At 70.8% G+C, this 26,571-nt stretch carries 24 protein-coding genes; 18 read left to right on the top strand and 6 right to left on the bottom strand.

Annotated features, from left to right (window positions below; genetic code table 11):
* Nucleotides 1-91 precede the first annotated feature (91 nt).
* Nucleotides 92-2,578 carry a transglycosylase domain-containing protein gene (locus tag ACFYXE_RS34370; RefSeq protein ID WP_389319398.1) on the bottom strand — a complete coding sequence of 829 codons (2,487 nt, stop codon included), beginning with the start codon at nucleotides 2,576-2,578 and terminating at the stop codon, nucleotides 92-94.
* Nucleotides 2,579-2,765: 187 nt separating this feature from the next.
* Here ACFYXE_RS34370 and ACFYXE_RS34375 point away from each other — a divergent pair, with 187 nt between their 5' ends.
* Genes ACFYXE_RS34375 through ACFYXE_RS34390 form a run of 4 tightly spaced genes read left to right on the top strand, consistent with a single transcriptional unit; the run spans nucleotide 2,766 to nucleotide 6,175 of the window.
* Entirely contained in the window at nucleotides 2,766-3,587 is an 822-nt protein-coding gene (locus ACFYXE_RS34375; protein WP_389319400.1) for an ABC transporter permease, read from the top strand.
* 49 nt (nucleotides 3,588-3,636) lie between these two features.
* Nucleotides 3,637-4,401, top strand: coding sequence for an ABC transporter permease (locus tag ACFYXE_RS34380; protein ID WP_361166268.1), 765 nt, complete (start codon nucleotides 3,637-3,639; stop codon nucleotides 4,399-4,401).
* 6 nt (nucleotides 4,402-4,407) lie between these two features.
* Nucleotides 4,408-5,373, top strand: a complete 966-nt coding sequence (locus ACFYXE_RS34385; protein ID WP_361166125.1) for an ABC transporter ATP-binding protein — start codon at nucleotides 4,408-4,410, stop codon at nucleotides 5,371-5,373.
* 10 nt (nucleotides 5,374-5,383) lie between these two features.
* A complete protein-coding gene (locus tag ACFYXE_RS34390; RefSeq protein ID WP_389319402.1) occupies nucleotides 5,384-6,175 on the top strand; it encodes a DUF1707 domain-containing protein in 792 nt (263 codons plus the stop codon).
* 11 nt (nucleotides 6,176-6,186) lie between these two features.
* On the opposite strand, the gene ACFYXE_RS34395 is transcribed toward ACFYXE_RS34390, so the two are convergent.
* Nucleotides 6,187-7,509 carry a GDSL-type esterase/lipase family protein gene (locus ACFYXE_RS34395; RefSeq protein WP_389319404.1) on the bottom strand — a complete coding sequence of 441 codons (1,323 nt, stop codon included), beginning with the start codon at nucleotides 7,507-7,509 and terminating at the stop codon, nucleotides 6,187-6,189.
* A 529-nt stretch (nucleotides 7,510-8,038) separates the two neighbouring features.
* Between ACFYXE_RS34395 and ACFYXE_RS34400 the strand changes: the two genes are divergently transcribed.
* The 4 genes from ACFYXE_RS34400 (at nucleotide 8,039) to ACFYXE_RS34415 (ending at nucleotide 12,531) form a co-directional block, all read left to right on the top strand.
* Entirely contained in the window at nucleotides 8,039-9,316 is a 1,278-nt protein-coding gene (locus tag ACFYXE_RS34400; protein WP_361166134.1) for a DUF445 domain-containing protein, read from the top strand.
* Between the two features lie 168 nt (nucleotides 9,317-9,484).
* On the top strand, nucleotides 9,485-11,011 hold the full coding sequence (locus ACFYXE_RS34405) for an MFS transporter (protein ID WP_389319407.1): 1,527 nt from the start codon (nucleotides 9,485-9,487) through the stop codon (nucleotides 11,009-11,011).
* A gap of 34 nt (nucleotides 11,012-11,045) precedes the next feature.
* Nucleotides 11,046-12,038: a GlxA family transcriptional regulator gene (locus ACFYXE_RS34410; protein WP_389319409.1), complete on the top strand. Its 993-nt coding sequence runs from the start codon at nucleotides 11,046-11,048 to the stop codon at nucleotides 12,036-12,038.
* 49 nt (nucleotides 12,039-12,087) lie between these two features.
* Nucleotides 12,088-12,531, top strand: a complete 444-nt coding sequence (locus ACFYXE_RS34415) for a hypothetical protein (RefSeq protein ID WP_389319411.1) — start codon at nucleotides 12,088-12,090, stop codon at nucleotides 12,529-12,531.
* Between the two features lie 119 nt (nucleotides 12,532-12,650).
* On the opposite strand, the gene ACFYXE_RS34420 is transcribed toward ACFYXE_RS34415, so the two are convergent.
* Together ACFYXE_RS34420 and ACFYXE_RS34425 are read right to left on the bottom strand one after the other, a co-directional pair.
* Nucleotides 12,651-12,962, bottom strand: coding sequence for a hypothetical protein (locus tag ACFYXE_RS34420; RefSeq protein WP_389319413.1), 312 nt, complete (start codon nucleotides 12,960-12,962; stop codon nucleotides 12,651-12,653).
* Nucleotides 12,963-13,156: 194 nt separating this feature from the next.
* Nucleotides 13,157-13,936, bottom strand: coding sequence for a hypothetical protein (locus ACFYXE_RS34425; RefSeq protein ID WP_389319415.1), 780 nt, complete (start codon nucleotides 13,934-13,936; stop codon nucleotides 13,157-13,159).
* Between the two features lie 237 nt (nucleotides 13,937-14,173).
* On the opposite strand from ACFYXE_RS34425, the gene ACFYXE_RS34430 reads away from it, so the two are divergent.
* From ACFYXE_RS34430 to ACFYXE_RS34450, 5 genes are all read left to right on the top strand, one after another.
* Complete coding sequence (locus ACFYXE_RS34430; protein ID WP_389319417.1) at nucleotides 14,174-14,857, top strand: hypothetical protein; 684 nt, start codon at nucleotides 14,174-14,176, stop codon at nucleotides 14,855-14,857.
* A gap of 105 nt (nucleotides 14,858-14,962) precedes the next feature.
* On the top strand, nucleotides 14,963-16,381 hold the full coding sequence (locus tag ACFYXE_RS34435) for a transcriptional regulator (RefSeq protein ID WP_389319419.1): 1,419 nt from the start codon (nucleotides 14,963-14,965) through the stop codon (nucleotides 16,379-16,381).
* Nucleotides 16,378-18,204: a DEAD/DEAH box helicase gene (locus tag ACFYXE_RS34440; protein ID WP_389319421.1), complete on the top strand. Its 1,827-nt coding sequence runs from the start codon at nucleotides 16,378-16,380 to the stop codon at nucleotides 18,202-18,204. The genes ACFYXE_RS34435 and ACFYXE_RS34440 overlap by 4 nt, the downstream gene beginning before the upstream one ends.
* Nucleotides 18,191-18,964, top strand: coding sequence for a protein NO VEIN domain-containing protein (locus ACFYXE_RS34445; RefSeq protein WP_389319423.1), 774 nt, complete (start codon nucleotides 18,191-18,193; stop codon nucleotides 18,962-18,964). The genes ACFYXE_RS34440 and ACFYXE_RS34445 overlap by 14 nt, the downstream gene beginning before the upstream one ends.
* A gap of 176 nt (nucleotides 18,965-19,140) precedes the next feature.
* The gene (locus tag ACFYXE_RS34450; RefSeq protein WP_389319425.1) at nucleotides 19,141-20,385 is read left to right on the top strand and encodes a DNA cytosine methyltransferase; all 1,245 of its coding nucleotides are present in this window, start codon (nucleotides 19,141-19,143) and stop codon (nucleotides 20,383-20,385) included.
* Here ACFYXE_RS34450 and ACFYXE_RS34455 read toward each other — a convergent pair.
* On the bottom strand, nucleotides 20,293-20,766 hold the full coding sequence (locus ACFYXE_RS34455) for a very short patch repair endonuclease (protein ID WP_389319611.1): 474 nt from the start codon (nucleotides 20,764-20,766) through the stop codon (nucleotides 20,293-20,295). The genes ACFYXE_RS34450 and ACFYXE_RS34455 overlap by 93 nt on opposite strands.
* A 54-nt stretch (nucleotides 20,767-20,820) precedes the next feature.
* On the bottom strand, nucleotides 20,821-21,864 hold the full coding sequence (locus ACFYXE_RS34460; RefSeq protein WP_389319429.1) for an SEC-C metal-binding domain-containing protein: 1,044 nt from the start codon (nucleotides 21,862-21,864) through the stop codon (nucleotides 20,821-20,823).
* A 495-nt stretch (nucleotides 21,865-22,359) separates the two neighbouring features.
* On the opposite strand from ACFYXE_RS34460, the gene ACFYXE_RS34465 reads away from it, so the two are divergent.
* From ACFYXE_RS34465 to ACFYXE_RS34485, 5 genes are all read left to right on the top strand, one after another.
* Nucleotides 22,360-23,112, top strand: a complete 753-nt coding sequence (locus ACFYXE_RS34465) for a class E sortase (RefSeq protein ID WP_389319431.1) — start codon at nucleotides 22,360-22,362, stop codon at nucleotides 23,110-23,112.
* Between the two features lie 29 nt (nucleotides 23,113-23,141).
* Nucleotides 23,142-23,423 (top strand): DUF3311 domain-containing protein, encoded by a 282-nt coding sequence (locus ACFYXE_RS34470; RefSeq protein WP_389319433.1) that lies wholly within the window; start codon nucleotides 23,142-23,144, stop codon nucleotides 23,421-23,423.
* Complete coding sequence (locus tag ACFYXE_RS34475) at nucleotides 23,420-24,994, top strand: sodium:solute symporter (protein WP_389319435.1); 1,575 nt, start codon at nucleotides 23,420-23,422, stop codon at nucleotides 24,992-24,994. The genes ACFYXE_RS34470 and ACFYXE_RS34475 overlap by 4 nt, the downstream gene beginning before the upstream one ends.
* A gap of 242 nt (nucleotides 24,995-25,236) precedes the next feature.
* Nucleotides 25,237-25,557: a DUF6412 domain-containing protein gene (locus tag ACFYXE_RS34480; protein ID WP_361166170.1), complete on the top strand. Its 321-nt coding sequence runs from the start codon at nucleotides 25,237-25,239 to the stop codon at nucleotides 25,555-25,557.
* Between the two features lie 177 nt (nucleotides 25,558-25,734).
* Nucleotides 25,735-26,496, top strand: a complete 762-nt coding sequence (locus tag ACFYXE_RS34485; protein WP_389319438.1) for a YidC/Oxa1 family membrane protein insertase — start codon at nucleotides 25,735-25,737, stop codon at nucleotides 26,494-26,496.
* The last annotated feature ends 75 nt before the right edge of the window (nucleotides 26,497-26,571 follow it).

Below are 26,571 nucleotides of genomic sequence, written 5' to 3' on the forward strand. Positions count from 1 at the left end.
CTCGTACTGGTGGTACGAGGGCGGCCCGGCCGCACGGCGATGCACCGCACCAGACGCCGCGGCCTGTCCACGAAGATCGGAGAGACGCCCCCTAGCCGTCCGTCAGGCCGCCCAGGGCCCCGCCGTCGTCGTCGTTGCCGCCGTCGGCGCTTCCCCCGCCGCCGGTGTCGGTGCCGCCGCCGTTGGGACCGCCCTGGGCGCCGCCGTCGGTGGGTCCGCCGCCGGTGTCCTGGCCGCCGTTCGGGCCGCCCTGGGTGCCGCCGTTCGTCGTGCCGCCGTTCTGGCCGCCCGTCCGGCCGCCGTCCTGGCCGCCGTCGTCCTGCCCGCCCGTGGGCGTGCCGCCGGTGTCCTGGCCCCCGGTGGGCGTGCCGCCGGTGTCCTGGCCGCCGTCGGTGGTGCCGCCGTCCGTGGTGCCGCCGGTGGCCGGGTCGGGCAGGCCGCCCGTCGTCGGGTCCGGCACCTCGGGCACCTCGGCGCCCTGCCCGACCTCCAGGTCGAAGTCCTTGACCGGCTGGCCCTTGAGCGCCGCCTTGGTGAACTGCGCCCAGATCCGGGCGGGGTAGGCGCCGCCGTTGATGCGCTGCTCGCCGAGCGCGCCGTACAGCGGGGTGTGCGCACCGGTGTCCGGGTCCTGGCCCATCACCGCGACGACCGTGGCGAGTTCGGGGGTGTAGCCGGCGAACCAGGCGGCCGTGTCGTTCTCCGCGGTGCCGGTCTTGCCCGCGGCGGGGCGGCCCGCTCCCTGGGCGGCCGTGCCGGTGCCGCCCTGCACGACGCTCTGCAGGATCGTGGTGGTGGTGTCGGCGGCCTCGCGGGAGACGGCCTGCTTGGTCTTCTGGCCCGGCAGTTCGATCTCGTCGCCGTCCTTGGTGATCTTCTCGACGAGGGTGTACGTGCCGTGCTTGCCGTGGTTGGCGAGCGTGGCGTACGCCTCGGTCATGTCCAGGACGCTGGCGGTGGACGGGCCGAGCGCGATCGAGGGGGACGCGGTCAGGTCGGGGGTGTTCTCCGGGACGCCGAGCGCGACGGCGGTCTTCTTGACCTTGTCGGAGCCGACGTCGACGGCCATCTGCGCGTACACCGAGTTCACGGACTTGTCGGTGGCGGTGCGCACGGTGATGTCGCCGTAGTCGACGTGGTCCTCGTTCTCGGGGGCGTACGTCCCGCCGCTCCAGCCCTGCACCGGGCGCTTGTTGGTGCCGTCGTAGATCGTGTTCGGGGTGATCGGGCGGCCGTCCTGGGTGACCGAGCCGTTCTCCACCGCGGAGGTGAAGACGAACGGCTTGAAAGTGGATCCCACCTGGTAGTCACGCCGCGTCGCGTTGTTGACGTACTGCTTGGTGTAGTCGATGCCGCCGTACATCGCGACGACCTTGCCGGTGGCCGGGTCGATGGAGGCGCCGCCCGCCCGGACGTTGCGGTCGACCTTGCGGGCGTCCTTGTCGACCTTGGCCATGACCTGCTTGTCGACGGCCTCCTTGAAGGCGTCCTGCCGGTCCTTCTGCAGGGTCGTGGTGATGCGGTAGCCGCCCTTGGCGAGGGTGTCCTCGTCGATGATCTTGTTGGCGGTGAGGTAGTCCTCGACGGCCTTGACCACGTAGCCGCGCTGCCCGGACAGGCCCGCCGCGCCCTTGGCCTCGTCGGGCACCGGGAACTTCGTCTTCGCCCGCTCGCCCTTGCTCAGCCAGCCCTCGGTGACCATGCCGTCCAGGACGTAGTTCCAACGGCCCGCCGCGCGCGGCTTGTTCTCCGGGTGGGTGGCGACGTCGTAGGCGTTGGGGGAGTTCAGCAGGGTGGCCAGGTAGGCGCCCTGGGCGGTGGAGAGGTCCTGCACGTCCTCGCCGTAGTACGCCTGGGCGGCGGCCTGCACGCCGTACGCGTTGCGGCCGAAGTAGCTGGTGTTCAGGTAGCCCTCGAGGATGTCGTCCTTGCTCACCTCGCGGTCCAGCTTGATCGAGATGAAGAACTCCTTCACCTTCCGGGTGACCGTCTGCTCCTGGCCCAGGTAGTAGTTCTTCACGTACTGCTGGGTGATGGTGGAGCCGGACTGCTTGCCCTTGCCGGTGACGGTGTTCCAGGCCGCGCGGAGCATCGCCTTCGGGTCGACCGCGGACTCGCCGTAGAAGTCGCGGTCCTCGGCGGCGAGCACGGCGTGCTGCACGGCGAGCGGGACCTGCTTGAGCGGTACCTTCTCGCGGTTGACCTCGCCGTCCCGGGCGATCTGGCTGCCGTCGGCGTACAGGTAGACGTTGCTCTGCTTGGTCGCCGCCGCGTTCGCCGGCGGGATGTCGACCAGCATGTAGCCCGCCATGAAGCCGCCGACGCACAGCAGGATCAGCAGGACGAAGCCGCCCAGGACCATGCGCCAGGTCGGCAGGATCCGCCGCCAGCCGGTGCGCTTGGGCCGCTTGGGCTTCTTGCCCTTCGCGCCGTCCGCGGCGCTGCCCGCCGTCGCCCCCGCCGACCCGGGCAGGGCCCCGGGCAGGAGCTTGGGGGCGCCCGCGGACGTGCCCTGCGGTTCCCTGGGGGACCAGCGGGGGCGCCGGGCGGGGCCCTGCTGCTGCGGATCGTCGCTCATGTCTTGCGGAACTCCCGGTTAGCGTCGTACGTCCAGTACGCCTCGTACACCCCATTGCACACCGTCGCCACAGGCGTTCGTGACCAGGCACGCGCCCCGGCGCCGAAAATGCCTGGCACGAGCGAGCCCGATCGCACTAGGCTCCAGCGCTTTGGCCCGCTTCGGGACGAAGCTCACGGTGAAAGGGATGCTCGTGCGCGCAGGACGGTTCCGTCTGTATGCGGCCGTCGCCCGGGGAAGCTTCCGCAGGTACGCGACGTACCGCGTGGCGACGGCGGCCGGGGTGTTCACCAACACCGTCTTCGGCCTCGTCCTCGCGTACACGTATGTGGCGCTCTGGGACGAGCGGCCCGGCCTCGGCGGATACGACCAGTCGCAGGCGCTCACGTACGTGTGGCTGGGGCAGGCGATGCTGACGGTGATGGCCCTGATGGGCGGTGGCTTCGAGGGCGAGCTGATCGAACGGATCCGCACCGGGGACATCGCCGTCGACCTGTACCGGCCCGCCGACCTGCAGATGTGGTGGCTGGCGACGGACCTGGGGCGGGCCGCGTTCCAGCTCATCGGCCGCGGCGCGGTGCCGATGGTCTTCGGCGCGCTCGTCTTCGACCTGACGCTGCCCCCGGACGCGCTGCGCTGGCTGGCGTTCCTGGTGGCCGTCGTGCTCGGCGCGCTGGTCGGCTTCGGGATCCGCTACCTGGTGGCGCTCTCCGCGTTCTGGCTGCTGGACGGCGCGGGCACCACCCAGGTGGCGATGCTCGCGGGCAGCTTCTTCTCCGGGATGCTGCTCCCGCTGAACGTCTTTCCCGGCGCGCTCGGCGACATCGCCCGCGCGCTGCCCTGGTCGGCGCTGCTGCAGCTGCCCGCCGACGTGTTCCTCGGCCGGTACACGGGCACCGGGCTGCTGCGGGCGTACGCCTTCCAGCTCGGCTGGGCGGCGGTACTGCTGGCGGCCGGACGGCTGCTGCAGGCCACGGCCACCCGACGGGTGGTGGTCCAGGGTGGCTGAACCGGGCCGACTGCGCGACGGGCTGCGCGCCTACCGGCTGATCTCCGCCATGTGGATCCGCTCCCTGATGGCCTACCGCCTGTCGTTCGCGATGACCGCGCTCGGCAACTTCGCGGTGACCGCCTTCGACTTCGTGGCGATCCTGCTGATGTTCTCCCAGGTGGACCGCCTCGGCGGCTACACGCTGGCCGAGATCGCCCTCCTGTACGGCGCCTCGTGCACCGCCTTCGGCCTCGCCGACCTCGCCATCGGTTCGATGGACCGGCTGGGGCGGCGGGTGCGCGACGGCACCCTCGACACGCTCCTGGTGCGGCCCGCGCCGGTCATCGCGCAGGTCGCCGGGGACCGCTTCGGGCTGCACCGGATCGGCCGGGTCGCCCAGGGCTCCCTCGTCCTCGGCTACGCCCTGGTGGCCGTCGACGTCCACTGGACGCCGCTGAAGGTCCTGATGGTGCCGCTGATGCTGCTGTGCGGCGCGGTCATCTTCGGGTCGGTGTTCGTGGTGGGCGGCGCCTTCCAGTTCGTGGCGCAGGACGCCGCCGAGGTGCAGAACGCCTTCACGTACGGCGGCAACACGCTGTTGCAGTACCCGCCGACGGTCTTCGCCAAGGACCTGCTGCGGGGCGTCACCTTCGTGCTGCCGCTCGCCTTCGTCAACTGGCTGCCCGCGCTGTACGTGCTGGGGCGCCCCTATCCGCTCGACCTGCCCACCTGGGTGGCGTTCACCCCGCCGCTGGTGGCCGCAGCCTGTCTCGCCCTCGCCGGGCTCGCCTGGCGCGCGGGCCTCCGTTCGTACCGCAGCACCGGGAGCTGAACCGCCGTGGAAGAACCCCTCATCGAGCTCGACGGCGTCGAGAAGGTCTTCGACGTCCGCAAGAAGACCGGTTTCCTGCGCGGCGAACGGCACGAGGTGCGGGCCGTCGACGGGATCTCCTTCACCGTGCCGCGCGGCGAGATGGTCGGCTACATCGGGCCCAACGGCGCCGGGAAGTCCACCACGATCAAGATGCTGACCGGCATCCTCACCCCCAGCGGCGGGCGCCTGCGGGTGGCGGGCATCGACCCCTCCCGGGAGCGGACCCGCCTGGCCCGCCGCATCGGCGTCGTCTTCGGCCAGCGCACCACCCTGTGGTGGGACCTGCCGCTGATCGACTCGTACCGGCTGATGCACCGGATGTACCGGATCCCGGACGCCCGCTTCGAGGAGAACCTCGACCGCTGCGTCGAACTCCTCGAACTGGGCGCCCTCCTGGACGTGCCCGTCCGCCAGCTCTCGCTCGGCCAGCGGATGCGCGGCGACATCGCGGCGGCGCTGCTGCACGACCCCGAGGTGCTGTACCTGGACGAGCCGACGATCGGCCTCGACGTGATCAGCAAGGCCAAGGTGCGCGGGTTCCTGCGCGACCTGAACGCCGAGGCCGGCACCACGGTGCTGCTCACCACGCACGACCTGACCGACATCGAGCAGCTCTGCGAGCGGGTGATGGTCATCGACCACGGGCGCCTGATGTACGACGGGCCGCTGGCCGGGCTGCACGAGGTGGGGGAGAGCGAGCGCACCCTCGTCGTCGACCTGGAACGCGAACTTCCGCCGATCCGGGTCGAGTCGGCGCGCGTGGTCAGGGTGGAGGGGCCGCGGCAGTGGCTGGCCTTCCCCGCCGCGCAGTCGGCGGCCCCGCTCGTCGCCCGGATCGCCGAGCGCTACCCGATGGCCGATCTCTCGATCAGGGAACCGGACATCGAGGCGGTCATCGCGAAGATGTACGCGGACAAGTCCACCTCGTAGGCTGCGGGGTATGAGTGACGAACTCCCCGACCTGCGGGCCTCCGACGCCGACCGCGAGCGGGTCGCCGAGCAGTTGAGGGACGCGCTTGCCGAAGGCCGCCTGGACATGGCGGAGTTCGAGGAGCGCCTGGACGCGACGTATCGGGCGCGCACCTACCGGGAGCTGGAGCCGCTCACCCGCGACCTGCCCTCGCACGGCGCCAATCCGTCGCACGGCGCCAAGGTGTCCATGGTGAAGCGGCAGGTAAGCGACGACCTCGCCGCCCTCGCCGACCCCGCCGCCCCCGCCGCCATCGACTGGGACGAGCGGATGGTGGGCGGCGAACCGTCGTCGGGCCTCGGCATCGCCGTCTGGGGCGGGTTCAGCCGCAAGGCGGGCTGGGTGGTGGGCCGGCAGTTCACCGGGTTCGCGCTGTGGGGCGGCGGCGAGATCGATCTGCGCGAGGCCCGCTTCACGGAGCGCGAGGTGGAGATCCGCTGCTTCACGATCATGGGCGGGATGCAGGTGATCGTGCCGCCCGACATGGAGGTGGTGGTCCGCGGCTTCGGCTTCATGGGCGGGTTCGACGACAACGCGACGGGCGCCGGCACCCCCGGCTCGCCCCGGGTGGTCGTCAAGGGTTTCGCCCTGATGGGCGGCGTCGGCGTCGACCGCAAGCTGCGCAAGGCCGACAAGCTCCGGCTCAGGGAGGAGCGCCGCCTGGACCGTCTGGAGCGCCGCGAGGCCCGCCGTGCCGCGCACGTCGACCGCGCCGAGCGGCACCGCCTCGCGCACGAGGAGCGGCGCGAGGACCGGGACTGAGGCGGCCGGGGTCAGAGCTCGGCGGCCGCCGAGCCCCTCAGGTGCGACAGGTTGAAGGTCTCCGCCATGCGGTGGAAGCCCGCGTCGGAGGGGTGCAGGTGGTCGCCCGAGTCGTACTGCGCGCGCAGCTTGCGCGGGTCGTACGGGTCGCGCAGCGCGCGGTCGAAGTCGACGAAGTCGTCGAAGACCGAGCCCGAGCGGATCTGCTCGTTGACCGCCTCGCGCACGCCCTCCAGGGCGGGCGTGTAGCCGCGGTGGCCGCCGAAGGGCATCAGCGTCGCGCCGACCACGCGCAGGCCGCGGGTGTGCGCCTGGCGGGTCAGCTCGCGCAGGCCCTCGACGATGCGGTCCGGGTTGTTCTGGTGCGGGTTGCGCAGGATGTCGTTGACGCCCAGGGCGATCACCACGGCCTTGACGCCGGTGCGGCTGAGCACGTCCCGGTCGAAGCGGGAGAGCCCGCTCGGGTTGACCGCGGGGCTGCCGAGGCCGTCGGAGAGGATGCGGTTGCCGCTGATGCCCTGGTTGACCACGCCGTAGCGCGGCCCGCCCGCCTCGTCGCGCAGCCGGTCGGACAGGACGTCGGGCCAGCGCCGGTTGGCGCCCATCGTGGAGGAGATGCCGTCCGTGATGGAGTCGCCGAAGACGACGACGGTGCCGTCGGTCTCGTTGCTCAGCACGTCCACCGCGGCCAGGTAGCGCCAGTACGGGCTCTGCTCGGTGTACGCCTCGCCGAGCTGGTCCTCGGTGCGGTCGCCCTCGGCGACGTAGCTGATCTGGCGTGCGTGCGGGTGGTAGGTGACCGGGCCCGACGGGGTCGGCGAGTACGTCGTGACGAGCAGGTCGGCGTCGTGCGGGACGCGCAGCCGGGCCGCGTCGCTCATCACCTGGCCGCCCGGCGGGATGACCACCGAGGTGTTGCCGTCGAAGGTCAGCCTGCGCAGCGTGCCCGCCGCGGCGGCCGGGTTGTTCGACGCGGAGGCCAGCGCGAGCGAGGCGTGCGTGATGCTCAGCGGCGTCGTGCCGTACAGGTTGGACAGGGTGATGCGGGCGCTGGAGCCGCCGACGCTGGTGTGCACCACGTTACGGATGGAGCGGCCGGCGAAGCCCTTGCGGGCGGTGCCGGGCTCGGCGCCCGCGGGCGACGCGGACCAGGAGCCGACCCAGACGCCGGAGGAGGCGGGGTTGGCGGAGTTGCGGGGGTTGCGGCCCCCCGCGTTGATGGTGTCCCGCGAGCTGTCGTCGGTGCCGGTGACCCCGACGTATATGGCGGCGGAAATCACCACTATGACCGCGATGACCGCGGCGAGAAGGGCATAACCGTGTCGCTTGGTCATGCTGGCTCTTTCTCCTCGGGCAGGGGGAGCCCCGAGGCTCCGGTGTGATCACCCCATGATGCGTCATGGGCCGTGAGGCGGCCGACACTGCCCCCCTCCGCCCTCTCAGACGCCGGGAACTTGTCGTCCGTTCCAGGAGTAGGTCAGGAAGGGGCGTAGGACACAGTGCATGGGGACAATCAGGACACAGGACAGGGGAACAGTGCGGACGAGGACGAGGCGAACGGGCCAGGTGGGATGAGTGGAACGCGCTAACGCGGACGAGTCGGACGAGTCGGCCGAGCCGGACAGCGAGCAGCATGCCCGCGGGAATCCCCCGCCAAGCCGCGCCCCCGTGGGGTCCGGTGAGGGGGGTCCTGTCCCGCTCGCGCGGGGTAACTCCACGAATGGCTCAAAGGACACGGTCGGTGCGGGGGGCCCGGGAGGTTTTTCCGAGGCGGCGGGGAGCGTTTCCGGGGCCGCGGGGAGTACTTCCGGAGGCGCGGGGGCCTTTTCCGGCCCCCCGGACGCCCCGCGCCCGTCACCCGGAGTGACCGCGCCGGGCGGTTTCACGTACAGCGCGGCCGACGAGGAGAAGCGCCGCGGGGTCCGCCGCATGAAGATCACGGCGACCGGCCTGCTGGTCTTCGTCGCCGTCGTCTACGTCCTGGCGAAGTGGGCGCAGCACTCCGGCGCGGGCCCCTGGGCGGGGTACGTCGCCGCGGCCGCCGAGGCCGGCATGGTCGGCGCCCTCGCCGACTGGTTCGCCGTCACCGCGCTCTTCCGCCACCCGCTGGGCCTGCCCATCCCGCACACCGCGATCATCCCGAACAAGAAGGACCAGCTGGGCGCCTCGCTGGGCGACTTCGTCGGGGAGAACTTCCTCTCCGCCGACGTCGTGCGCGGCCGGCTGCACGCCGTCGGCATCGGCGGCCGCCTCGGCAGCTGGCTGGCCGAGCCCGCGCACGCCGACCGGGTCACCGCCGAGCTCGCCACGGCGCTGCGCGGCGCCCTGACCGTGCTGCGCGACTCCGACGTGCAGGCCGTCGTCGGCGAGGCCATCACGCGGCGGGCGGACGCCCAGGAGATCGCCCCCGGCATGGGCAAGATGCTGGAGCGGGTCGTCGCGGACGGCGGCCACAAACGGGTCGTCGACCTGGTCTGCGTTCGCGCCCACGACTGGCTCGTGGAGCACGCCGACTCGGTGATGGACGCCGTGCAGGGCGGCGCGCCCGGCTGGACCCCGCGGTTCGTCGACAAGCGGGTCGGCGAGCGCGTCTACAAGGAGCTGCTCCGCTTCGTCACCGAGATGCGGGACATGCCGGGCCACCCGGCGCGCGGCGCCGTCGACCGCTTCCTCGCCGACTTCGCCGCCGACCTGCAGTCCGACTCGGACACCCGCGCGCGCGTGGAGCGCCTCAAGCGGGACATCCTCGCCCGCGGCGAGGTGCAGGACCTGATCGCCTCGGCCTGGTCCTCGGTCCGCGCGATGATCGTCGCCGCCGCCGAGGACGAGCGCAGCGAGCTGCGCCTGCGGGTGCGGGCCTCGCTGCTCTCGCTCGGCGCCCGGATGGCGACGGACGGGCGCCTGCAGCGCAAGGTCGACGGCTGGGTCGAGGGTGCGGCGGTGTACGTGGTGACGACGTACCGCGACGAGATCACCTCGCTGATCACCGACACGGTGGCGGGCTGGGACGCGGAGCACACCTCGAAGAAGATCGAGGCGCACATCGGCCGTGACCTGCAGTTCATCCGCATCAACGGCACGGTGGTCGGCTCCCTGGCGGGGCTCGCGATCTATACGGTGTCGCGGCTGCTGGGGGCGTAGGCGAAAACGCGGGAGCGGGGCGTACCGCGGGCCGGTGACCGGCGTACGCCCCGCTCGGCACGGCGTGCGCCCGCGGTGTGCGCCCCGCTCGCCGCGCGTGAGAGCGCGTCTGCTGGGCACTCTGGAGAAGCCCCTGGGAGGAGAACCACGGGGCTCCTGGGAGGTGTCATGACCGCTGACCACGCAGAGCACGGCCGCCGCAAGGACGGGGGCGGGACGGGCCACCCCGAGGGGGGCGGCGACGGCGACGGCACGGGGACCGTCACCACGGCCGTGCCCGCCCGCCTGGACCGGCTGCCCTGGTCCCGCTGGCACTGGATGATCGTGGTGGGCCTCGGCACGGTCTGGATCCTGGACGGCCTGGAGGTCACCACCGTCGGCAACATCGCGGGCCGCCTCTCCGAGGAGGGCAGCGGCCTCGCCGTCAGCTCCGCGCAGGTCACCGGCATCGCCGCCGCCCTCTACGTGGCCGGGGCATGCGTCGGAGCCCTCTTCTTCGGCTGGCTCACCGACAAGTACGGCCGCAAGAAGCTCTTCATGGTCACCCTCGTGGTGTACCTCGGCGCCACCGCCATGACGGCGCTCTCCTTCGACGCCTGGTGGTTCTTCCTCTTCCGGTTCCTCACCGGCTTCGGCATCGGCGGCGAGTACGCGGCCATCAACTCGGCCATCGACGAGCTGATCCCGTCCAAGTACCGCGGCCGGGTCGACCTGATCATCAACGGCAGCTACTGGCTGGGCGCGATCGGCGGCTCGCTGCTCTCCGTGGTCATGCTGAACACGGACATCTTCCCCAAGGACCTGGGCTGGCGGCTGACCTTCGCCCTCGGCGTCGTCCTCGGCCTGGTCATCCTGCTGGTGCGCAGGCACGTCCCGGAGAGCCCGCGCTGGCAGTTCATCCACGGGCGCGGGGAGAAGGCCGAGGCGCTCGTCTCGTCGGTGGAGCGCGAAATCGAGGAGGAGAAGGGCGAACCGCTGCCGCGCCCGGCCGGTGAGATCACCATCCACCAGCGCAAGAGCGTCGGCTTCGGCCTGATCGCCAAGACCGTCTTCCGCGACTACCCGCGGCGCGCGGTGCTCGGCCTGTCCCTCTTCATCGGCCAGGCGTTCCTCTACAACGCCATCACCTTCGGCTTCGGCGCGATCCTCACCAAGTTCTTCGACGTCCCCTCCGGCAAGACGGGCTACTACTTCGCGGTCATCGCCGCCGGCAACTTCCTGGGCCCGCTCTTCCTCGGCAAGCTCTTCGACACGGTCGGCCGCCGGATCATGATCTCCTCGACGTACCTGGTCTCGGGCATCCTGCTCTTCGGCACGGCCTGGCTGTTCGGCCGCGGCTCGCTGAGCGCGACGACGCTCACCGCCTGCTGGTGCGTGGTCCTCTTCTTCGCCTCGGCGGGGGCGAGCAGCGCGTATCTGACGGTCTCCGAGATCTTCCCGATGGAGACCAGGGCGATGGCGATCGCCTTCTTCTACGCGATCGGCACGGCGGCCGGCGGCATCAGCGGCCCGCTGATCTTCGCGGACCTGACGGAGTCGGGCGTGGTCGGCGACACGGTCCTGGCGTTCCGGATCGGCGCGGGCCTGATGTGCGCGGCGGGCCTGGTGGCCGCGGTCTTCGCGGTGAAGGCGGAGCAGCGCTCGCTGGAGGACATCGCGGCACCGCTGTCGTCGGTGGCCCCGGCGACCAAGTAATGGCCAACGGGCCCTGTCGTGCAAGGATCCGGCCATGACACAGGAGCGGCACCGGGTGGCGGTGCTCGTACGGGACGGCGTGCTGCCGATGGAACTGGGCCTGGTGCACCAGCTGTTCGGCGGCGCGCGCGGCCCGGCGGGCGAGCGGCTGTACGAGCTGCGCACCTGCGCGGTGCACGGCCCCGCCGAACTCCGCACGGACGCGGACTTCCCGATCGGCGCCCCGCACGGCCCCGAGGCGCTGGCGTGGGCGGACACGGTGATCGTGCCGGCCTCCCACGAGGAGGACGAGTCGCTGGGCCCGGCCGGCCTGCCGGCCCCGCTCGCCCGGGCGCTGGCCACCGCGGACGGCGCGCGGCTCGCGTCGATCTGCACGGGGGCGTACGTCCTGGCGGCGGCGGGCCTGCTGGACGGCCGCCGGGCGACGACGCACTGGCTGTCGACGGACCACTTCGCCCGGACGTTCCCGGCGGTGGGCGTGGACCCGGACGTCCTGTACGTGGACGAGGGCCGGGTGCTGACGTCGGCGGGGGAGGCGGCCGGGATGGACCTGTGCCTGCACATGATCCGCCGGGACCACGGCGCGGCGGTGGCGGCGGACGTGGCACGCCGCACGGTGGTGCCGCCGCACCGGGAGGGCGGCCAGGCGCAGTACATCCAACGCCCGGTGCCGCGCGAGGAGTCGACGTCCACGGGCGGCGTGCGGGCCTGGGCGGTGCGGCACCTCCACGAGCCGCTGACGCTCGCGGAGCTGGCCGGCCGGGCGTCGATGAGCGTCCGCACCTTCAGCCGCCGTTTCCGCGACGAGACGGGCCTGACGCCGATCCAGTGGCTCACCCAGCGCCGGGTGGACCGCGCCCGCGAACTCCTCGAATCCACCGACCACACGGTGGACCGCATCGCGGCGGAGGCGGGCTTCGGCACGGGCGCGTCGCTGCGGCAGCACTTCGTGGCGGGGGTGGGGGTGTCGCCGGGGGCGTACCGGACGACGTTCCGCGGGGCGTCCGGCCACTCATCCCCGGGATGAGTACGCGTACTCTGTCGGGCCGGCGCACGGACACGTCATCGTCGTACGCATGAACGCATTGCTGATTCCCCTGAGGAAAACCGCGCCGCTGCCGCGCTACGCGACCCGCCTCCTGGGCGCGGCTCTCGCGGCCACGGCGTACGTGGTGTGCCTGCCCTGGGACCTGCGCAACCGCGCGGAGACGCCGGGCGCGCTCGACGAGACGTCACCGGTGACGGCGCCGGGCGTGGTGGGCCTGATCCTGACCCTGCTGGCGCTCGCGGCCTACTTCGGCGCCCGGGACCGCACGGCCTGGGCCCTCCTGGTGACGGCGGGCCCGCCGTCGGCGCTCCTGTACGTCTCCCTCGACTCCCACCCCACGCTGGACGCCCAGGCGTGGCCGCCGGCCTGGGGTTTCTTCACGCTGGTGCTGGGGGTCGGCGTACTGGCGACGGCACGGGTGGCCCGGCGCGCGGCCGACACCCCCGACGAACCGAGCCTCACGAGGCCCTAGCGGGCCCCGCTTCGCCGGCCGGCCCCGGCACACGTCTCACAGCGGGCCTCGCCCCGCGTGCCGGCCCTGGCACAGATCTCAGCGGGCCCCCGCCCCGCCGGTCGGCCAGGGCACACGTCTCAGCGGACCCCGCCCCGCCGGTCGGCCAGGGCCCAGGAGGCGAGTCCGACCCCGCCGGCGACACCGAACACGGCGGGCCAGGCGCCGACCTTCTTGGCGAGCGGATGCGACCCGGCGAACCCGCCGAGGTACGCGGCGCTGAGCGCGGCCGCGGTCTTCCCCCCGGCCACCTCCCGCCACTGCCGGGCGGCGACGACCCCGGCGACCCCGAGCACGACCCCGCCAAGGGGCCGCTTCTTGGTGAAACGGGCGGTGGCGTAGCCGCCGATGAGCCCACTCGCGGCCACCGCGGCCGCCGGTATCCTCGCCATGATTGGTCCGCCTCTCGGTGATACGTCCGGGTTGGTCCCCGGTCTCTGGGGTGAGGCTAGCGGGTGGTGATCGAGAAGTGACGGGCGGGCTGGGCGGCGTCGACTCTGGACGATCAGGAGCCAATCCGGGCCGTCAGCCGTGGGCTCACCTGACACCGCGCTGGCCAGAACGCCGTGCCGGCATCGACTCGGTGCTACTCACGGGGCCGGATAGCGGCCAACATGGTTTGGGCTTCGGCGACTTGTCCCTCATCAAGCAGCCGCATGGCGATGTTGATGGACGCCCGGGTGTCGTCGCGGCCCGCGGCCGCGTTGAGCACCGCCTCGATGGCGTCTTCCGCTCCGGCCAGCCGGAGAGAGGCGACCAGGGCCGGAAACTCGACCGGGTCGAGGCTCGTGCCCACGCCCCAGGCGATGAATTGCGCGTGCCGGAACCGCCCCGCCGCAACGTGACGGACGTAGTCGGCGATGACGGCGGAATGTTCGTCGCTGGCGAGGTGCCGGTCCCCCGGCTCTGGGGGGACCGGCACCTCGGCCGGTGACTGCAGGGCCCTCGCTTTCCTGCGGGCATGCAGCACGCGCCGCTTGCGACCGCGCAACCACGCGTCTGAAGCCGGCTTCCGCACCAGCGATGCCAGGACCGCTTCGGCAGCACCTGGATCGGTCTTCTCGATCGTGGCGGCCGTACGCAGTGCCAGCAGGTAGGGGAGGGTGTGCGGCAACTTCATGCCGCATGCCTGTGCTTCCTTCTCCAGCACCTTGTAGATGAGCTCTAGTGGCCCGGGGCCCTCCGGCACGCGCTCGCTCTTGTAACAGGAGATGGTGGACAGGCCCAGGCGGGTCTCCCGCGCGATCACCTTGTGGGGCACGCCGACAGCCTCCATGGTCGCGCTGAAGGCGGCGAAGAACGATGCCCTGATCGTCGGTACGGCACCACCGCGTGGGGTGGTTCTGCGTACAGCCCTCTTGGCCATGCCAGCCTTTCCCTACTGGTGCTGAGAGTTTGCGTGGACCTTCCATACTGCTCTCCTCGCAGCGGTGCTGAATAGGGACTTTCGTCGATTGCGGCACCGCAAGATCTTGCGGTGCCGCAATTCATCGTCCGGGCTGGATTTCTCGGGTGGGAGTGGGTCAGGGTTTCTGGTACCGGGAGCCGGATCGACCGCTGGCTTCGGTGGGGACACAGAGGATCTGAACCAAAGGGGTACGTGGTGGACATGCCGTCGTGGACGGACCCGAAGCTCGGCACCATGAAGAGGGCCGCCCTGTGGCTCGTGACCGTGGTGGGTGAAGGGAACGTATTCACCAAGGAGGACGTGAAGGCCGCCTTCCCCGGGGTAAGCCAGGCCGATCGCCGCGTACGTGATTTGCGCGATCACGGGTGGCAGATCAGTACGAACCGGGAGGACATGCTCCTCGGCCAGCACGAGCAGCGCTTCGTGAAGCAGGGGCAGCCGGTATGGCTGCCGGGCAAGGCGACGCGTCCTGGTACCTCCATCACCCAGACCCGCCGGCGCGAAGTGCTCGCACGTGACGGCCATTTCTGCCGCTCGTGCGGCATCGCGCCGGGTGAGGTCTACGCCGGCACTTACGAGTCGGCTCAGATCGATATCGCCCGCCGGATGGTGCGGCAGCCGAACGGTACTGAGAAGACGGAGCTCGTAGCGGAGTGCAACCGCTGTCGTGTGGGCGGGCGCGGTGCTGTGACGGATCTGGGTGAGATGCTGAAGCGCGCGGAAGGGCTCAGCGCCCTGGACCGCAGGATGCTCTCGGCCTGGGTGGAGCGCGACCAGCGTGAGTTCAGTGCCGCCGAATCGTTCTGGGCTGACTACCGGACGCTTCCCGAAGAGTCGAGGGCGAAGATTCGTGACGCTCTGAAGCCGCCGGCAGAGTAGCCGCCTCAGCCGTCGCTGATCCCGGAGGAGCTCCCTCCCCCTTGCGGAGAGGGAGCTCCTCCGGAGGCAAAAAGACAGACCTGACGTTTCTTTGAGGAGAATCTGGTGGGCAAGGAATTCGCCCGGCCGCCGCTGGCGGAGGAGAACAAGGCGCTGGTCGAACGGCGACTGAAGGAAATCGAGGGTGGGAGCGGCGTCCGCGAGACGCTCACCGTCGAGTGGCGTACGCAGCCGCTGTACGTAGAGGTCATCGACATGCCGGTCGACGCGCTCTACTACAACCCGGGAACCCACCGCATCCGCGCTCAGCGGAGTCATGAGCCCGAGCTGGACACGCTTCTTGATGAAGACCCCTGGCTGCCGGAGAGCCAGGACTACTTGCACCACTTGCTGCAGATGTTGCCGGCGGACCCCAACAAGAAGGACCCCGACTTCGGTGACCTGCTGGAGAGCCTTCGCACTGACCGGCAGAAGGAGCCCGGCCTCATCACGCGAGACGGCATCCTCGTCAACGGCAACACGCGCCGGGCGGCTCTCAAGGAGCTGGGCGTCGCGAACATCCGCGTGGGCGTGCTGCCTGAATCGTGCACGTGGGACGACATCAACGCGGTGGAGCTGTCCCTTCAGCTGCGGCCGGACCAGCGTCGTGACTACTCGTACATCAACCGGCTGCTGGCCATGGAAGAGCAGCACCTCCTGGGACGGACGCTTGCCGACGTAGCACGAGAGTTCCGTATCCGCGCCGCTACGTGCGAGCAGGACTTGTGGGTCCTCTCTACCCTTCGCGACCTGATTGAGCGGTCTCACGACGATGGCGCGCGGCTGCGTCTGCTGGATTTCGAGCAGCATCAGGAAAAGCTCCGTGAGGTATACCGCCGGTACTCGAAGGAGTCGTCGGTGAGCAAGGAGAACGCGGAGGTCCAGAAGGAAACGCGGCTTGCTGCCATCGTCCTTGGATTCTCCAAGACTGACGTGCGGCTCATCGAACCGGACTTCAGGGAGCGGTACTTGGACAGGAGACTGCCGAACACGCTGAAGGCGGAGGCTGCCGCCCCGGCGGCCGGGGTGACGATTCCCGGTCTCAACCGGACGATGAAGGCAGCTGCTCCCAAGGTCGCCGCGGCCAAGAAGCTGACCGATCAGGTCCTGAGGGCGAAGGCGATCGAGACCGCGGAGGACAGCTCGCTCACTGAGCGGGGAAGGACGGCCACGGAGGCGTTCAGTGCCGCGCGCGGGGCCTTTGAGGACGCTCTGGAACCGGCAGGCAAGGATGCGCGGGTCCGTAAGCGTAAGCAGGCCGCACAGGACCGCATCACTGACGCCTGCCAGGACATCGAGCAGTGCATTACCGACCTTACGCTCGCCAGGGCTTCCGGCAGCCTGGATGAAGAGGCCTTCGACGAGGCCGTTCTGACCCTTCGTGAGACTCTGACGAAGCTCGCCGTCGCGACCCAGCGCAGCATCAAGGCGCCCGGCGACGGCGTCTCCTGGCTGCGCGATTCGGTCAGGCAGGAGGGGGTGTGACCGCGGCCGGGGAACCGTCTCTGCGTATCGCGTCCGACGTCACCCGCACGCGTGCCGTTCTGCGTGCGGCTCCAGGGCGCGAGGCCGACTTCGCCAGGCTGGCCGCGCGTTTCCCGGCTGCCGGGCAGCGGACTTCGCTGTCGGTGGAGGTCGACCTCGATGACTTCCTCACAGGGCTTGAGGCGCTGGCCGTATGGCCCTTCACGGACGTCGAGTGGGAAGAGGAGCTGGCGACCCTCGTCGGTGGCGTCCTTGATGACGCGGAGCGTGCCGAGCAGTGGCTGCAGGACTCCAGCGCACCAGCCGACGTATCGCCGGACGTGCTTCTGGATCAGCTCGGTCCAGGGTGGCGCGGAGACCTCACTGACTTCCAGCGGCGGGACATCGCACGCCTCCTGTCTCTGCGCCATGGTGCGAACTTCTCCGTCCCGGGAGCTGGCAAGACCCGTGTCGGCCTGGCCGTATTCGCCGCGATGCGTGAGAGGGGGGACGTTCGCCGTCTGCTGGTGGTGAGCCCCAAGTCCGCATACGAATCGTGGAATTACGAGAGTGACGTGTGCTTCAAGGAGCCACTCGTGACTCGCGTCATGGGGCGCGTCCCTGATCCCGGGACCGACGTCTTGATCGTGAACTACGAGCGACTTGACCGGTCCCTCGCAGCGCTCGCGACCTGGCTCCGCGGAGCCCCTTCAATGATCATTCTCGATGAGGCGCACCGCATGAAGCTCGGTGCGCGCGGCATTTATGGCAGTGCCTGTATGGCACTCGGCCCCTTGGCGCGGCGACGCCTCATCCTCACCGGGACGCCCGCGCCCAACGGTGCCCGCGACTTGGAGAATCTGCTGTCCTTCGTATGGCCTGGGCACGGCCGTCGGGTCGTCACCAGCGCCGTGGCCGGTGGCGACCTAGCGCATGCCAGCACCGTGTTGCGGCCGCTCTTCACCCGGACCACCAAGAACGAGCTCGGGCTTCCTCCTTTTGAGACACGCATTCGCTTCGTCGAGCTGCCGCCTCTCCACCGTGAGGTATACGACGCGCTCGTCGGCCGGTACACCGCCCGGGCTGAGGCCGGCCGGGAGGACTTCGACGCTCTGGGTAAGGCGATGCTGCGCTTGCTCATGGCGGCGACGAGCCCTGCCCTGCTGATGGAGGGAGAGAGCCGGTACGCCCCGCTTGACTACCGTGTTCCGCCCCTCGATGTGCCGCGGACGGACTCCCTCTTCTCCCTCCTCAAGCAGTTGCCGGACTACGAGCTCTCCCCGAAATACAAGGAAGCGCTGAGTATCGTCGCGCGGAACGCCTCCATGGGGCGGAAGACGCTGGTGTGGACGACCTTCGTCCGCAGCCTCACCACGATGGAGAGGCTGTTCTCGGCCTACCAGCCGGCCGTGGTGCACGGGGGAACAATGGATCGCGATGAGCAGCTCAGAAGATTCAGGGAAGACCCTGACTGTCATGTGCTCCTCTCCAATCCGGCGACCCTGGGGGAGGGCATCAGCCTTCACCAGGTCTGCCACGACGCTGTGTACGTAGACCGCGACTTCATGGCTGGCCGGTTCCTGCAGAGCCTCGACCGAATCCACCGGCTCGGACTTGCTCCCGGCACCGAGACAAGGGTCACGGCACTGGCGGCCGAAGGCACGATCGATGAGGTGGTGGCCATGCGGCTGGGGGAGAAGCTCGAGTTCATGGGCAAGATCCTCGACGATCCGTCCGTACAGCAGCTCGCGGATCTCCAGGAAGAGCCTTCCCTCGCGGCGGGAATGGACATGGCTGACGTCCGAGCTCTCCTCCGTCACATCGACGCCCATGCTGCCCGGTGAAGGAACACGGCGAGCGGCCGTCCGCTGGTTAGAGCTGCTTCGTATCGCCGATGTACCCCGGGCCCGGGCTGTGTTCACTCATCATCCGGACTACGCGGACCTCACGCCGGTGCAGTACGCGGAAGGGCTTGCCTGGCTGCGGGGGAGCGGACTCCTTGATGAGGGAGGCAAGCCTCTCGTGCGGGTCAGTGGGTGCGAAGCCCCTGAAAGCGCCGCCGTTCCGCATATGGCGCGGGTCAAATGGAACGAAGGCGCGGAGGCCGCCCGGCGTGCGATCGGCCTGGCGGGCGAAACCGCCGTCCTGAAGCTGCTCGCGCTTGGCTGCGCCCGCCGGATCGCCCATGTGGCCGCGGTGTCGGACTCCTACGGATTCGATATCGACACGGAGTCGTGGGAGGGCGTCCCCGCCCACCTGGAGGTGAAGGGGACGACCGACCCGACGCGGCTGATCATCCACCTGACGCGTCACGAGCATGAGGTAATGCGCGGCGATCCCCACTGGCTCCTTGCCGCGGTGCTGCTGAATGGGCAGGGCGAGGCCCTGAACCTGGTATCGGTTGACCGGGACTGGCTCCTTCAGGCGGCGCCGGTAGACCGTGAGCGCACGGGCGCATGGGAGTCCGCTCGCTTTGCGGTCCCCGGACCCGCGCTGACCCCTGGACTCGTGACGAGGGAGGGCCGGCGGATCATCCGGGAATCGGTACCCCCCTTCATGCCGTTGTGGGGGGTGAGCGTGACCCGGACAACGGTGCCAGCCTGACCTGATCCCAGCGCAACGGACCGGCGAGGCTCCCGTCGGTGACACGTGAAGGAGGGGCATGGACGGGTTCCTGGGGCGCTGAGGTCTCTGCCGGGGAGTCGGCCGGTCCTGTGCTTGCTGGTTCCCGAGGGATGCGACACTTGCGTGTCTGCAATTCGCCGCACCAGGAGGAGCCGATGGGGACCGCCCACCGCAAGCTGACCTCGATCGAGATCTGCGCGGGTGCCGGCGGCCAGGCTGTTGGACTTCACCAGGCCGGCTTCCGGCACCTCGCGCTGGTGGAGATCGACAAGCACGCTGCCGCGACACTGAGGAAGAACATTCGGACGCGACCGTCGTGGAGCTGGGAGAAGGAGCACTGCCTGGTCAGTGAGACGGACGTCACCGACTTCCGCCCACTGGACGAAGTGCGTAATCCGGAGGGGCACGGGGGAAAGCAGGGTCCCGGCAAGAAGATGCTTGAGGCGGGACAGCTTGATCTGCTCGCTGGCGGAGTGCCCTGCCCGCCCTTCTCCGCGGCTGGGCGGCAGCTGGGCAGGGACGACGAGCGTGACCTCTTTCCTCGCATGCTTGAACTCGTCGAGGAGCTCAAGCCCCGCGCGGTCATGATTGAGAACGTCCGAGGGATCGTCGAGCCGGAGCTCAAGTTCCGCTATTACCGGAACTACATCAAGAACCGGCTGCGCAAGGCTGACTACGTTATCTGTGGCTGGCGCGTGCTCCAGGCACAGGATTTCGGGGTGCCGCAGTTGCGCCCGCGCGCCATCCTGGTGGCTATCCGCAAGGACCAGTACCGCGGTTTCGACTGGCCGGTGCCCCAAAAGAAGATCAAGCGCGTAGTCGACGCGCTAGGCCCCAGCATGGAACGACGGCTCGGAGCGGGCACCGAGCTCTTCAATAAGTGGCACGGATCCGCGAGTCTGGGCACCGTCGCGCCCACGCTGGTGGGTGGTTCCAAGAAGCACGGTGGAGCGGATCTTGGCCCCACACGCGCCAAGCGGGCCTGGGAGGCTCTGGGCGTTGACGGACTGGGCGTAGCGAATGACGAAGAGGAGATGACCGACCCCGGCCGGGACCTTGGCAATCTGCGACGGGGACCCAAACTAACGGTGCAGCAGGCTGCCATCATTCAGGGATTTCCCGACGATGAGGATCCCGAGGGACCCTGGGAATTCACCGGAGGTAAGACGGCCCGCTACAGACAGGTCGGCAACGCGTTCCCGCCGCCGGTCGCCGCAGCGGTTGGCAAGGCCATCCGCGAAGCGCTGGGCCGCACCGGACCGCTCCATGAGGATCCGAGTCCGGCTTACGAGCCTGAGGCTGACCCGTCACTGGTCGCCGCTGAGGTCGGTCCGGCGCAGCAGAGCTTCGCGGTGGCTGGAGACGACACGGACGACGGCGCTAGCGCACTCTGCCGGTGATTCGTGCTCCCAAAATCGGAGCACTGTCCAGCCGGCGTCTTTCAGCCGCCGGTCGGTGTCACGGTCGCGCTTCATATTTCCGGCGACCTTGTCTGACCAGTAGCCCGGATTTGTCTTGGGCGGCACGTAGTGCTCCGGGCACCCGTGCCAATAGCAGCCGTCAACGAAAACCGCGACCTTGGTAGGCCGGAACACGATGTCGGCTGTCCGCCTGAGGTCCGGCAGGGGCTTAGCGGCGACGCGATAGCGCAGTCCTTGCGCGTGCAGCAGCCGTCGCAGCAGTCGTTCTGGCTTCGTGTCTCTGCTGCGGATCGCCTGCATATTGCGCCGTCGCGCCGCAGAGGAGGCCCACGAGCCTTCCGGGGGAGTCCAGTCCTCGATCTCTGGGATCCTCTCACTCTCCGCCTCGCTGGCTGACGCGCCATCCTGGCGGTATCAAGCCGCGCCGTCGCCCCCGTGGCAATGGCTGTACGCGGTCCCCGACCCGCACCAGCACCCCGCCGAGCGTTCCGGGGGCCAGGAGGTGGCTCGGCCTCGGGCTGCCAGGGTTGTGGCGTATTGGGGGAGGAGGGACGCGTCTTCCGGGGAGGAGCTCTCCGAGGCCGCGAACGCCTCGTAGGAGGGGACCGTGCCCGTGACGATGCCCAGGTTCGGCGTGCCGGACGCGGACAGTTCGCGCAGGGACTCCTCTATCGTCGACAGGTGCGCCTCGTGCGACGGGTACTCCGTCGACAACCCCGGGTACGCCGTGAGGAGTTCCGTCAGCTCCGGCTCCGGCCAGTGCAGGATCGCCACCGGGAACGGGCGGGACAGCGCCTCCCTGTACGAGCCCAACTCCGCCTGGATGCGCGTGATCTCCGCGCGCAGCTCCGCCGGGTTCTCCGAGCCGAGCGACCAGATCCGCTTCGGGTCGTGGAGTTCGTCCAGGGAGACCGGCGCCGAGGAGACCCGGTCCGCCAGCGCGTCCCACTCGTCGTGGTCCGCGCCCAGGAGGCGGCGCACGCGGTGGCGGCCGAAGAGGATCGGGTGCGTCGTGTACGGCACGTCCGTCGTCCCCGGCGGCAGCAGCAGCGTCGCCGCCTCCGTGAACGTCTCGTGCGCCTGCTCCAGCTCGTCGTGCGACTCCAGCGACTCCGCCACGATCACCCACGGCGCCGGGTCCCTGGGCGCCGCGCCGCGGATGCCGTCGATGATCGCCCGTGCCTCCGCCTCGTGGTCGTACTCCCACAGGTTCGAGGCCTTGAGCGCGCGGATGAGGAGCGGGGAGGCCGCCGGGCGTTCGGCGTCCGGGGACAGCAGGCGGTCGTAGAGCGTCGTCGCGCGGTCGCGGGCTCCTGCCAGCTCCAGGTGGGCCGCGGCCTGGAGGAGGAGCGGTTCGGCGTCCTCGGGGTACAGGCCGGCCGTGCGCTCCAGGCGCGCGGCTTCGGCGATGTGGTCGACGTCGGCGTGGTCGGCGGCAGCAGACTTGTCGGGGCGCATACGGGACACGGTACTGCCGAGGGGGCCTCCAGCAGCAGGGGCGGTTCGCCTGTCCGTCGTGCCCGTTCCGTCGTGCCCGTTCCGTTGTGTCTGTCGTGTCCGTCGTATCTGTCGTGTCTGTCTGTCGTGCCGGTTGCCGGCCGGTGCCTCCTTGTCCTGGTCGGCATTCCGGTGGTCGTCGTCCCGCCGTGGATTCCCGTGGTCGTCTTCCCTGCCATGGATTGTTGCGGCCCCTGCGCCTATCCTCCGGGCGGCCGGGACGGCCCCCGGCCGGAGGAGACCTCGGTGCGCGAGCGGGTTCGGGTGGTCCAGCAGGGACGCGGTCAGGGACGCGGTCAGGGACGTGGTCAAGGACGCGGTCCGTGGCGGGGCCCCGGTCGCGGCCGGCGGCACGGCCCGGCCCGCCGTCGGAGTCCCCGCCCACCCCACTGTCCCCCCGGCCACCCCCACCGCACCCCCGCCGTCCGCGCCCTGTGGGGTGCCGCCGAGGTCGCCGTGACCCTCGGCCTCGTCCTCCTCCTGCTCGTCGCCCACCAGCTGTGGTGGACCAACCGGCAGGCCCGCGCCGCCGCCGAGAGGAAGGTCGAGGCGCTGGAGGAGGAGTGGGGCTCGGGCGGCGGGGCGGGGCCGGTGGAGCCGGGGGGCGGCCCCGGGGCCGGGTCGGGGCCCGGTGCGCAATCCGGGTCGGGGTCCGGTGCGGAGGGCGGTGCGGGGGACCGCGACCGGGGCGAAGGTGCCGACGGGGCCACGGCGCGCGGAGCCCCCCGGAGCGGCCCCCCCACCCCCGCCCCCCGCTGGGACCAGGCCTACGCCGTCCTCCGCATCCCCCGGATCGGCATCCGCGTCCCCGTCGCCGAGGGCGTCAGCAAGGGGGCCGTGCTCAACCAGGGGTACGCGGGGCACTACCCCCGTACCGCCCAGCCCGGCCAGGCCGGGAACTTCGCGCTCGCCGGGCACCGCAACACCCACGGCGAGCCCTTCCGGTACATCAACCGGCTGCGCCGCGGGGACGAGATCCGCGTCGAGACCCGGGGCGCGGTCTACACGTACGTCGTCGGCAGGACGCTGGACCGGACCTCCGCCCACGACGGCGGGGTGATCCGGGAGGTGCCGCGCAGCGACGTGCGCAAGGGGTACGGGTACGGCGCGCCCGGGTACTACATCACGCTCACCACCTGCACCCCGGAGTACACCTCCAAGTACCGGCTCGTGGTGTGGGGCGAGCTGCGGTCCATGCGGCCCAGGTAGCGCGGGGGCAGCGGCTAAGGTCGGTGCTCGTGATCGCCCGACGCCCCCATCTCCTGTGGCTGCTGGTCCCCTTCGTGCTGTATCTCGGGGTCCTGCCGTTCGCCAACCGCGTGCGGCCCGTCGTGCTCGGACTGCCGTTCCTCTTCTTCTGGCTGCTGTGCGCGACGCTGCTCACGCCGCTCTGCGTGTGGCTCGCCCACCGGGGCGACCGCAAGAGGTCCGCCCGCAAGAGGTCCGCCCGCAAGGGGCCCGGCCCCGAGGGGTCCGACCCCGGGAGGTCCACCCGCGAACGCCCGGAGCGTGCCGCATGAGTGACGGAGCCGTCGCCACCACCGTCTTCGGCGTCTTCATGGCCGGGACCGTCGCGCTCGGCCTCGCCGCCGTCCGCGGCCGCGGCAGGCAGGGCGGGATCGCCGAGTGGTCGGTCGGCGGGCGCAGCCTCGGCGCGGTCTTCATCTGGGTGCTGATGGCGGGCGAGGGCTACACCAGCTTCAGCTATCTGGGGGCCGCGGGCTGGGGCTACAACTACGGGGCGCCCGTCCTGTACGTCGTCGCGTACATGTCCTGCGGTTACGCCGTCGGGTACGTCGTCGGGCCGATGCTCTGGGCCTACGCGCGCCGGCACGGCCTGGTCAGCATCTCGGACATGGTCGCCCACCGGTACGGGCGGCCCTGGCTCGGCGCGGGCGTCGCGCTGCTCGTCACCGTGTTCCTGCTGCCGTACATCCAGTTGCAGATCACCGGCATGGGCGTGGTCGTCTCGACCATCTCCTACGGGGCGATCAGCCTCGACTGGGCCTATTTCATCGGCTTCGCGGTCACCACCGGGTTCGTCGTGGTGAGCGGTCTGCGCGGCAGCGCCTGGGTGTCCGTCCTCAAGGACGTGCTCGTGGTCGGCACGCTCGCCTTCCTCGCCGTCTACGTGCCGCTGCACTACTTCGACGGGTACGGGCCCTTCCTCGACCGGATCGTCGAGGAGAAGAGCGCCTGGCTCACGCTGCCGGGCAGCGGGGGGAGCCCCTACGGGGAGGCCTGGTTCGCCACGACCTCGCTGCTCAACGCGCTGACCGTCGTCATCTTTCCGACCACCGTCGCCGGTTACCTGGGCGCGCGCAGTGCGGACGGGCTGCGGCGCAACGCGATCTGGCTGCCCGCCTACAACGTGCTGCTCTTCGTGCCCATGCTGCTCGGCATGGCCGCGCTGTTCGTCGTGCCGGGGCTGGTGGGCGCCGAGTCCAACCTCGCGCTGTTCAAGCTCGTCGTGGACTCGCTGCCCGCGTGGGGCGTCGGCGTCATCGGTGTGGCGGCCGCGCTCTCCTCCATCGTGCCGATGGCCGTGTTCATGCTGGTCATCGGCACGATGTGGGGCAGCAGCGTGCTGTCGCTGCTGCCCCGGTGGCGCACCCCGCAGCGGCAGAAGCTGGCCTCGCAGGCCGTGGTCGTCGTCGCGGGGGCCCTCGCGCTCGCGCTGACGTACGGTGCGCCCAACACCCTCGTACGGCTGTCCCTCATCTCGTACGAGGGGATGGCCCAGCTCGTGCCGATCCTGCTCCTCGGCCTGGTGTGGCGGAAGCTGACGCTGGTGGGGGCGCTGAGCGGTCTCGTCGTGGGGGTGGGGATCGTGTGCGGGCTCGTGTTCACCGATCACGACCCCGTCCTCGGCGTGAACGCGGGCATCCTCGCGCTCGCCGTCAATCTGGCCGTCGCGCTCGTGGTGTCCTGCGCCGGTCCCGCCGACCGCGCGGACGGGCGGCCGGACGCGGACGTGCTCGCGCGCGACCCCCTCGACGGGCCGGACGGCCCCGACGGCCCCGACGGCCGCGGCGGACCCGGCGAGGACGTCAGCGCCGCCGGGTCCGCTCCCGCGCCAGGAGCACGCTGACCGTCGCCGTGCGGGGCGAGGCCGTCCTGGGCTGCCGGTCGGGCCTGTCGCGCCCCGGGCCGCGCTGCCCGGCCCGGGACTCGATCCGGAGCCCTCGGATCCGGTCGGCCGGGTCCTCGCGCGGCCCCGCAGGCTCCTTCAGCCGGTCGAGATCGATCCTGTACAACGGCGGTACGCCGTCTACGATGGGGCGGTACGCACGTGTCGCCGAGCCGGCGACGGACCGGGAGAGGAGGGCAGACATGCGCGACGTGATCCGTGACGGGAAAGCGGCCGCACGCCCGGCCCTGCTCCTGCTGTTCCTCCTCGTCGAGGTCGTCCTCGTCGACACCGGCAGCCTCACCGCCGCCGTCGCGCTCGCCGCGACCGCCGCCGCGGGCTCCGCGCTCGCCGTCTGCTCCGTGATCGCCGCGCGCTGCGCGCCCGCCGTGCCCCGCACCCGGGTGCGCACGGCCATCCGCGACCGGGAGCAACGCACCGCCTTCCTGCCCCAGCGCGACCCCGACGCCCGGGGCCGCAGGCGCCCCCGAGCGCCCGGCCGTCCCCTCCCGACGGCCGCGTAGGGGCGCAGAAGAACAGCTCTTCCGGTACCTGAATCCCGGGTGCCGGTGCCTGAATCCCAGGTGCCGGTCACCGGGTTCCGGGTTCCCGCCTTCCGCCCTTCAGTGGGTCGTCACGCCGACGCGACGTCTTCCGTCGCTTCCTCTCCCGGCACGACGAGACCCCCGGAGGGCTTCTCCATGTCCGCTTTCATGTCCGTGTTCGCCACGTTGGTCGAGCGCCTCGCCGACCTGCTCGACCCGCTCTTCCACACCTCGGCGACCGCCGCCGCGATCGTCCTGTTCACCGCCTGTGTACGCCTGCTCGTGCACCCCCTGTCGCGGGCGTCGGCCCGGGGCCAGCGGGCCCGCGCCAGGCTCCAGCCGCAGATCGCCGAACTGCGCAAGAAGCACGCCAAGAACCCGGAGAAGCTGCAGAAGGCCGTCCTGGAACTGCACCGCAAGGAGCAGGTGTCACCGCTCTCCGGCTGCCTGCCGAGCCTCTTCCAGCTGCCGGCGTTCTTCCTGCTCTACCACCTCTTCTCCAGCACCAGCATCGGCGGCGACGCCAACGGGCTGCTCGGCCACACCCTGTTCGCCGCCCCGCTCGGCGGCCGCTGGAAGGACGCGCTGGCCGACAGCGGGGTCTTCGGGGCGCAGGGCCTGGTGTACCTGGCGCTGTTCGCGCTCGTCGCCGCGGTCGCGACCTTCAACTACCGGCGCACCAGGACCCAGATGGCGGCCAACCCGCTGCCGCAGGCCGGGGACCAGCAGGTGCCGGGCATGGGCGCGATCACCAAGGTGATGCCGCTGATGTCGTTCATGACTCTGTTCACGGTGGCCGTCGTGCCGCTGGCCGCGGCGCTGTACGTGGTGACCAGCACGACGTGGAGCGCGGTCGAGCGCGCGGTGCTGTACCGGGACATGCCGGGCAGTACGGCGGCCCTGGCGGCCGCTGCCTGAGCCTCCGGGAGCGCCGCACGGGTGCCTCGGGCTACCGCCCGGTAAAGGTCCAGTACGTGAACGGGGTATTGCGGA

It is taken from the genome of Streptomyces sp. NPDC002564 (assembly GCF_042889645.1).
GTDB lineage: Bacteria > Actinomycetota > Actinomycetes > Streptomycetales > Streptomycetaceae > Streptomyces.

What these genes read in the sequence shown, in the direction of transcription:
- ACFYXE_RS34370 (WP_389319398.1), bottom strand. Translation starts at nt 2,578, where the DNA reads ATGAGCGACGATCCGCAGCAGCAGGGCCCCGCCCGGCGCCCCCGCTGG.
- ACFYXE_RS34375 (WP_389319400.1), top strand. Translation starts at nt 2,766, where the DNA reads ATGCTCGTGCGCGCAGGACGGTTCCGTCTGTATGCGGCCGTCGCCCGG.
- ACFYXE_RS34380 (WP_361166268.1), top strand. Translation starts at nt 3,637, where the DNA reads ATGTGGATCCGCTCCCTGATGGCCTACCGCCTGTCGTTCGCGATGACC.
- ACFYXE_RS34390 (WP_389319402.1), top strand. Translation starts at nt 5,384, where the DNA reads ATGAGTGACGAACTCCCCGACCTGCGGGCCTCCGACGCCGACCGCGAG.
- ACFYXE_RS34395 (WP_389319404.1), bottom strand. Translation starts at nt 7,509, where the DNA reads ATGACCAAGCGACACGGTTATGCCCTTCTCGCCGCGGTCATCGCGGTC.
- ACFYXE_RS34405 (WP_389319407.1), top strand. Translation starts at nt 9,485, where the DNA reads ATGACCGCTGACCACGCAGAGCACGGCCGCCGCAAGGACGGGGGCGGG.
- ACFYXE_RS34410 (WP_389319409.1), top strand. Translation starts at nt 11,046, where the DNA reads ATGACACAGGAGCGGCACCGGGTGGCGGTGCTCGTACGGGACGGCGTG.
- ACFYXE_RS34415 (WP_389319411.1), top strand. Translation starts at nt 12,088, where the DNA reads ATGAACGCATTGCTGATTCCCCTGAGGAAAACCGCGCCGCTGCCGCGC.
- ACFYXE_RS34420 (WP_389319413.1), bottom strand. Translation starts at nt 12,962, where the DNA reads ATGGCGAGGATACCGGCGGCCGCGGTGGCCGCGAGTGGGCTCATCGGC.
- ACFYXE_RS34425 (WP_389319415.1), bottom strand. Translation starts at nt 13,936, where the DNA reads ATGGCCAAGAGGGCTGTACGCAGAACCACCCCACGCGGTGGTGCCGTA.
- ACFYXE_RS34445 (WP_389319423.1), top strand. Translation starts at nt 18,191, where the DNA reads ATGCTGCCCGGTGAAGGAACACGGCGAGCGGCCGTCCGCTGGTTAGAG.
- ACFYXE_RS34450 (WP_389319425.1), top strand. Translation starts at nt 19,141, where the DNA reads ATGGGGACCGCCCACCGCAAGCTGACCTCGATCGAGATCTGCGCGGGT.
- ACFYXE_RS34460 (WP_389319429.1), bottom strand. Translation starts at nt 21,864, where the DNA reads ATGCGCCCCGACAAGTCTGCTGCCGCCGACCACGCCGACGTCGACCAC.
- ACFYXE_RS34475 (WP_389319435.1), top strand. Translation starts at nt 23,420, where the DNA reads ATGAGTGACGGAGCCGTCGCCACCACCGTCTTCGGCGTCTTCATGGCC.
- ACFYXE_RS34480 (WP_361166170.1), top strand. Translation starts at nt 25,237, where the DNA reads ATGCGCGACGTGATCCGTGACGGGAAAGCGGCCGCACGCCCGGCCCTG.
- ACFYXE_RS34485 (WP_389319438.1), top strand. Translation starts at nt 25,735, where the DNA reads ATGTCCGCTTTCATGTCCGTGTTCGCCACGTTGGTCGAGCGCCTCGCC.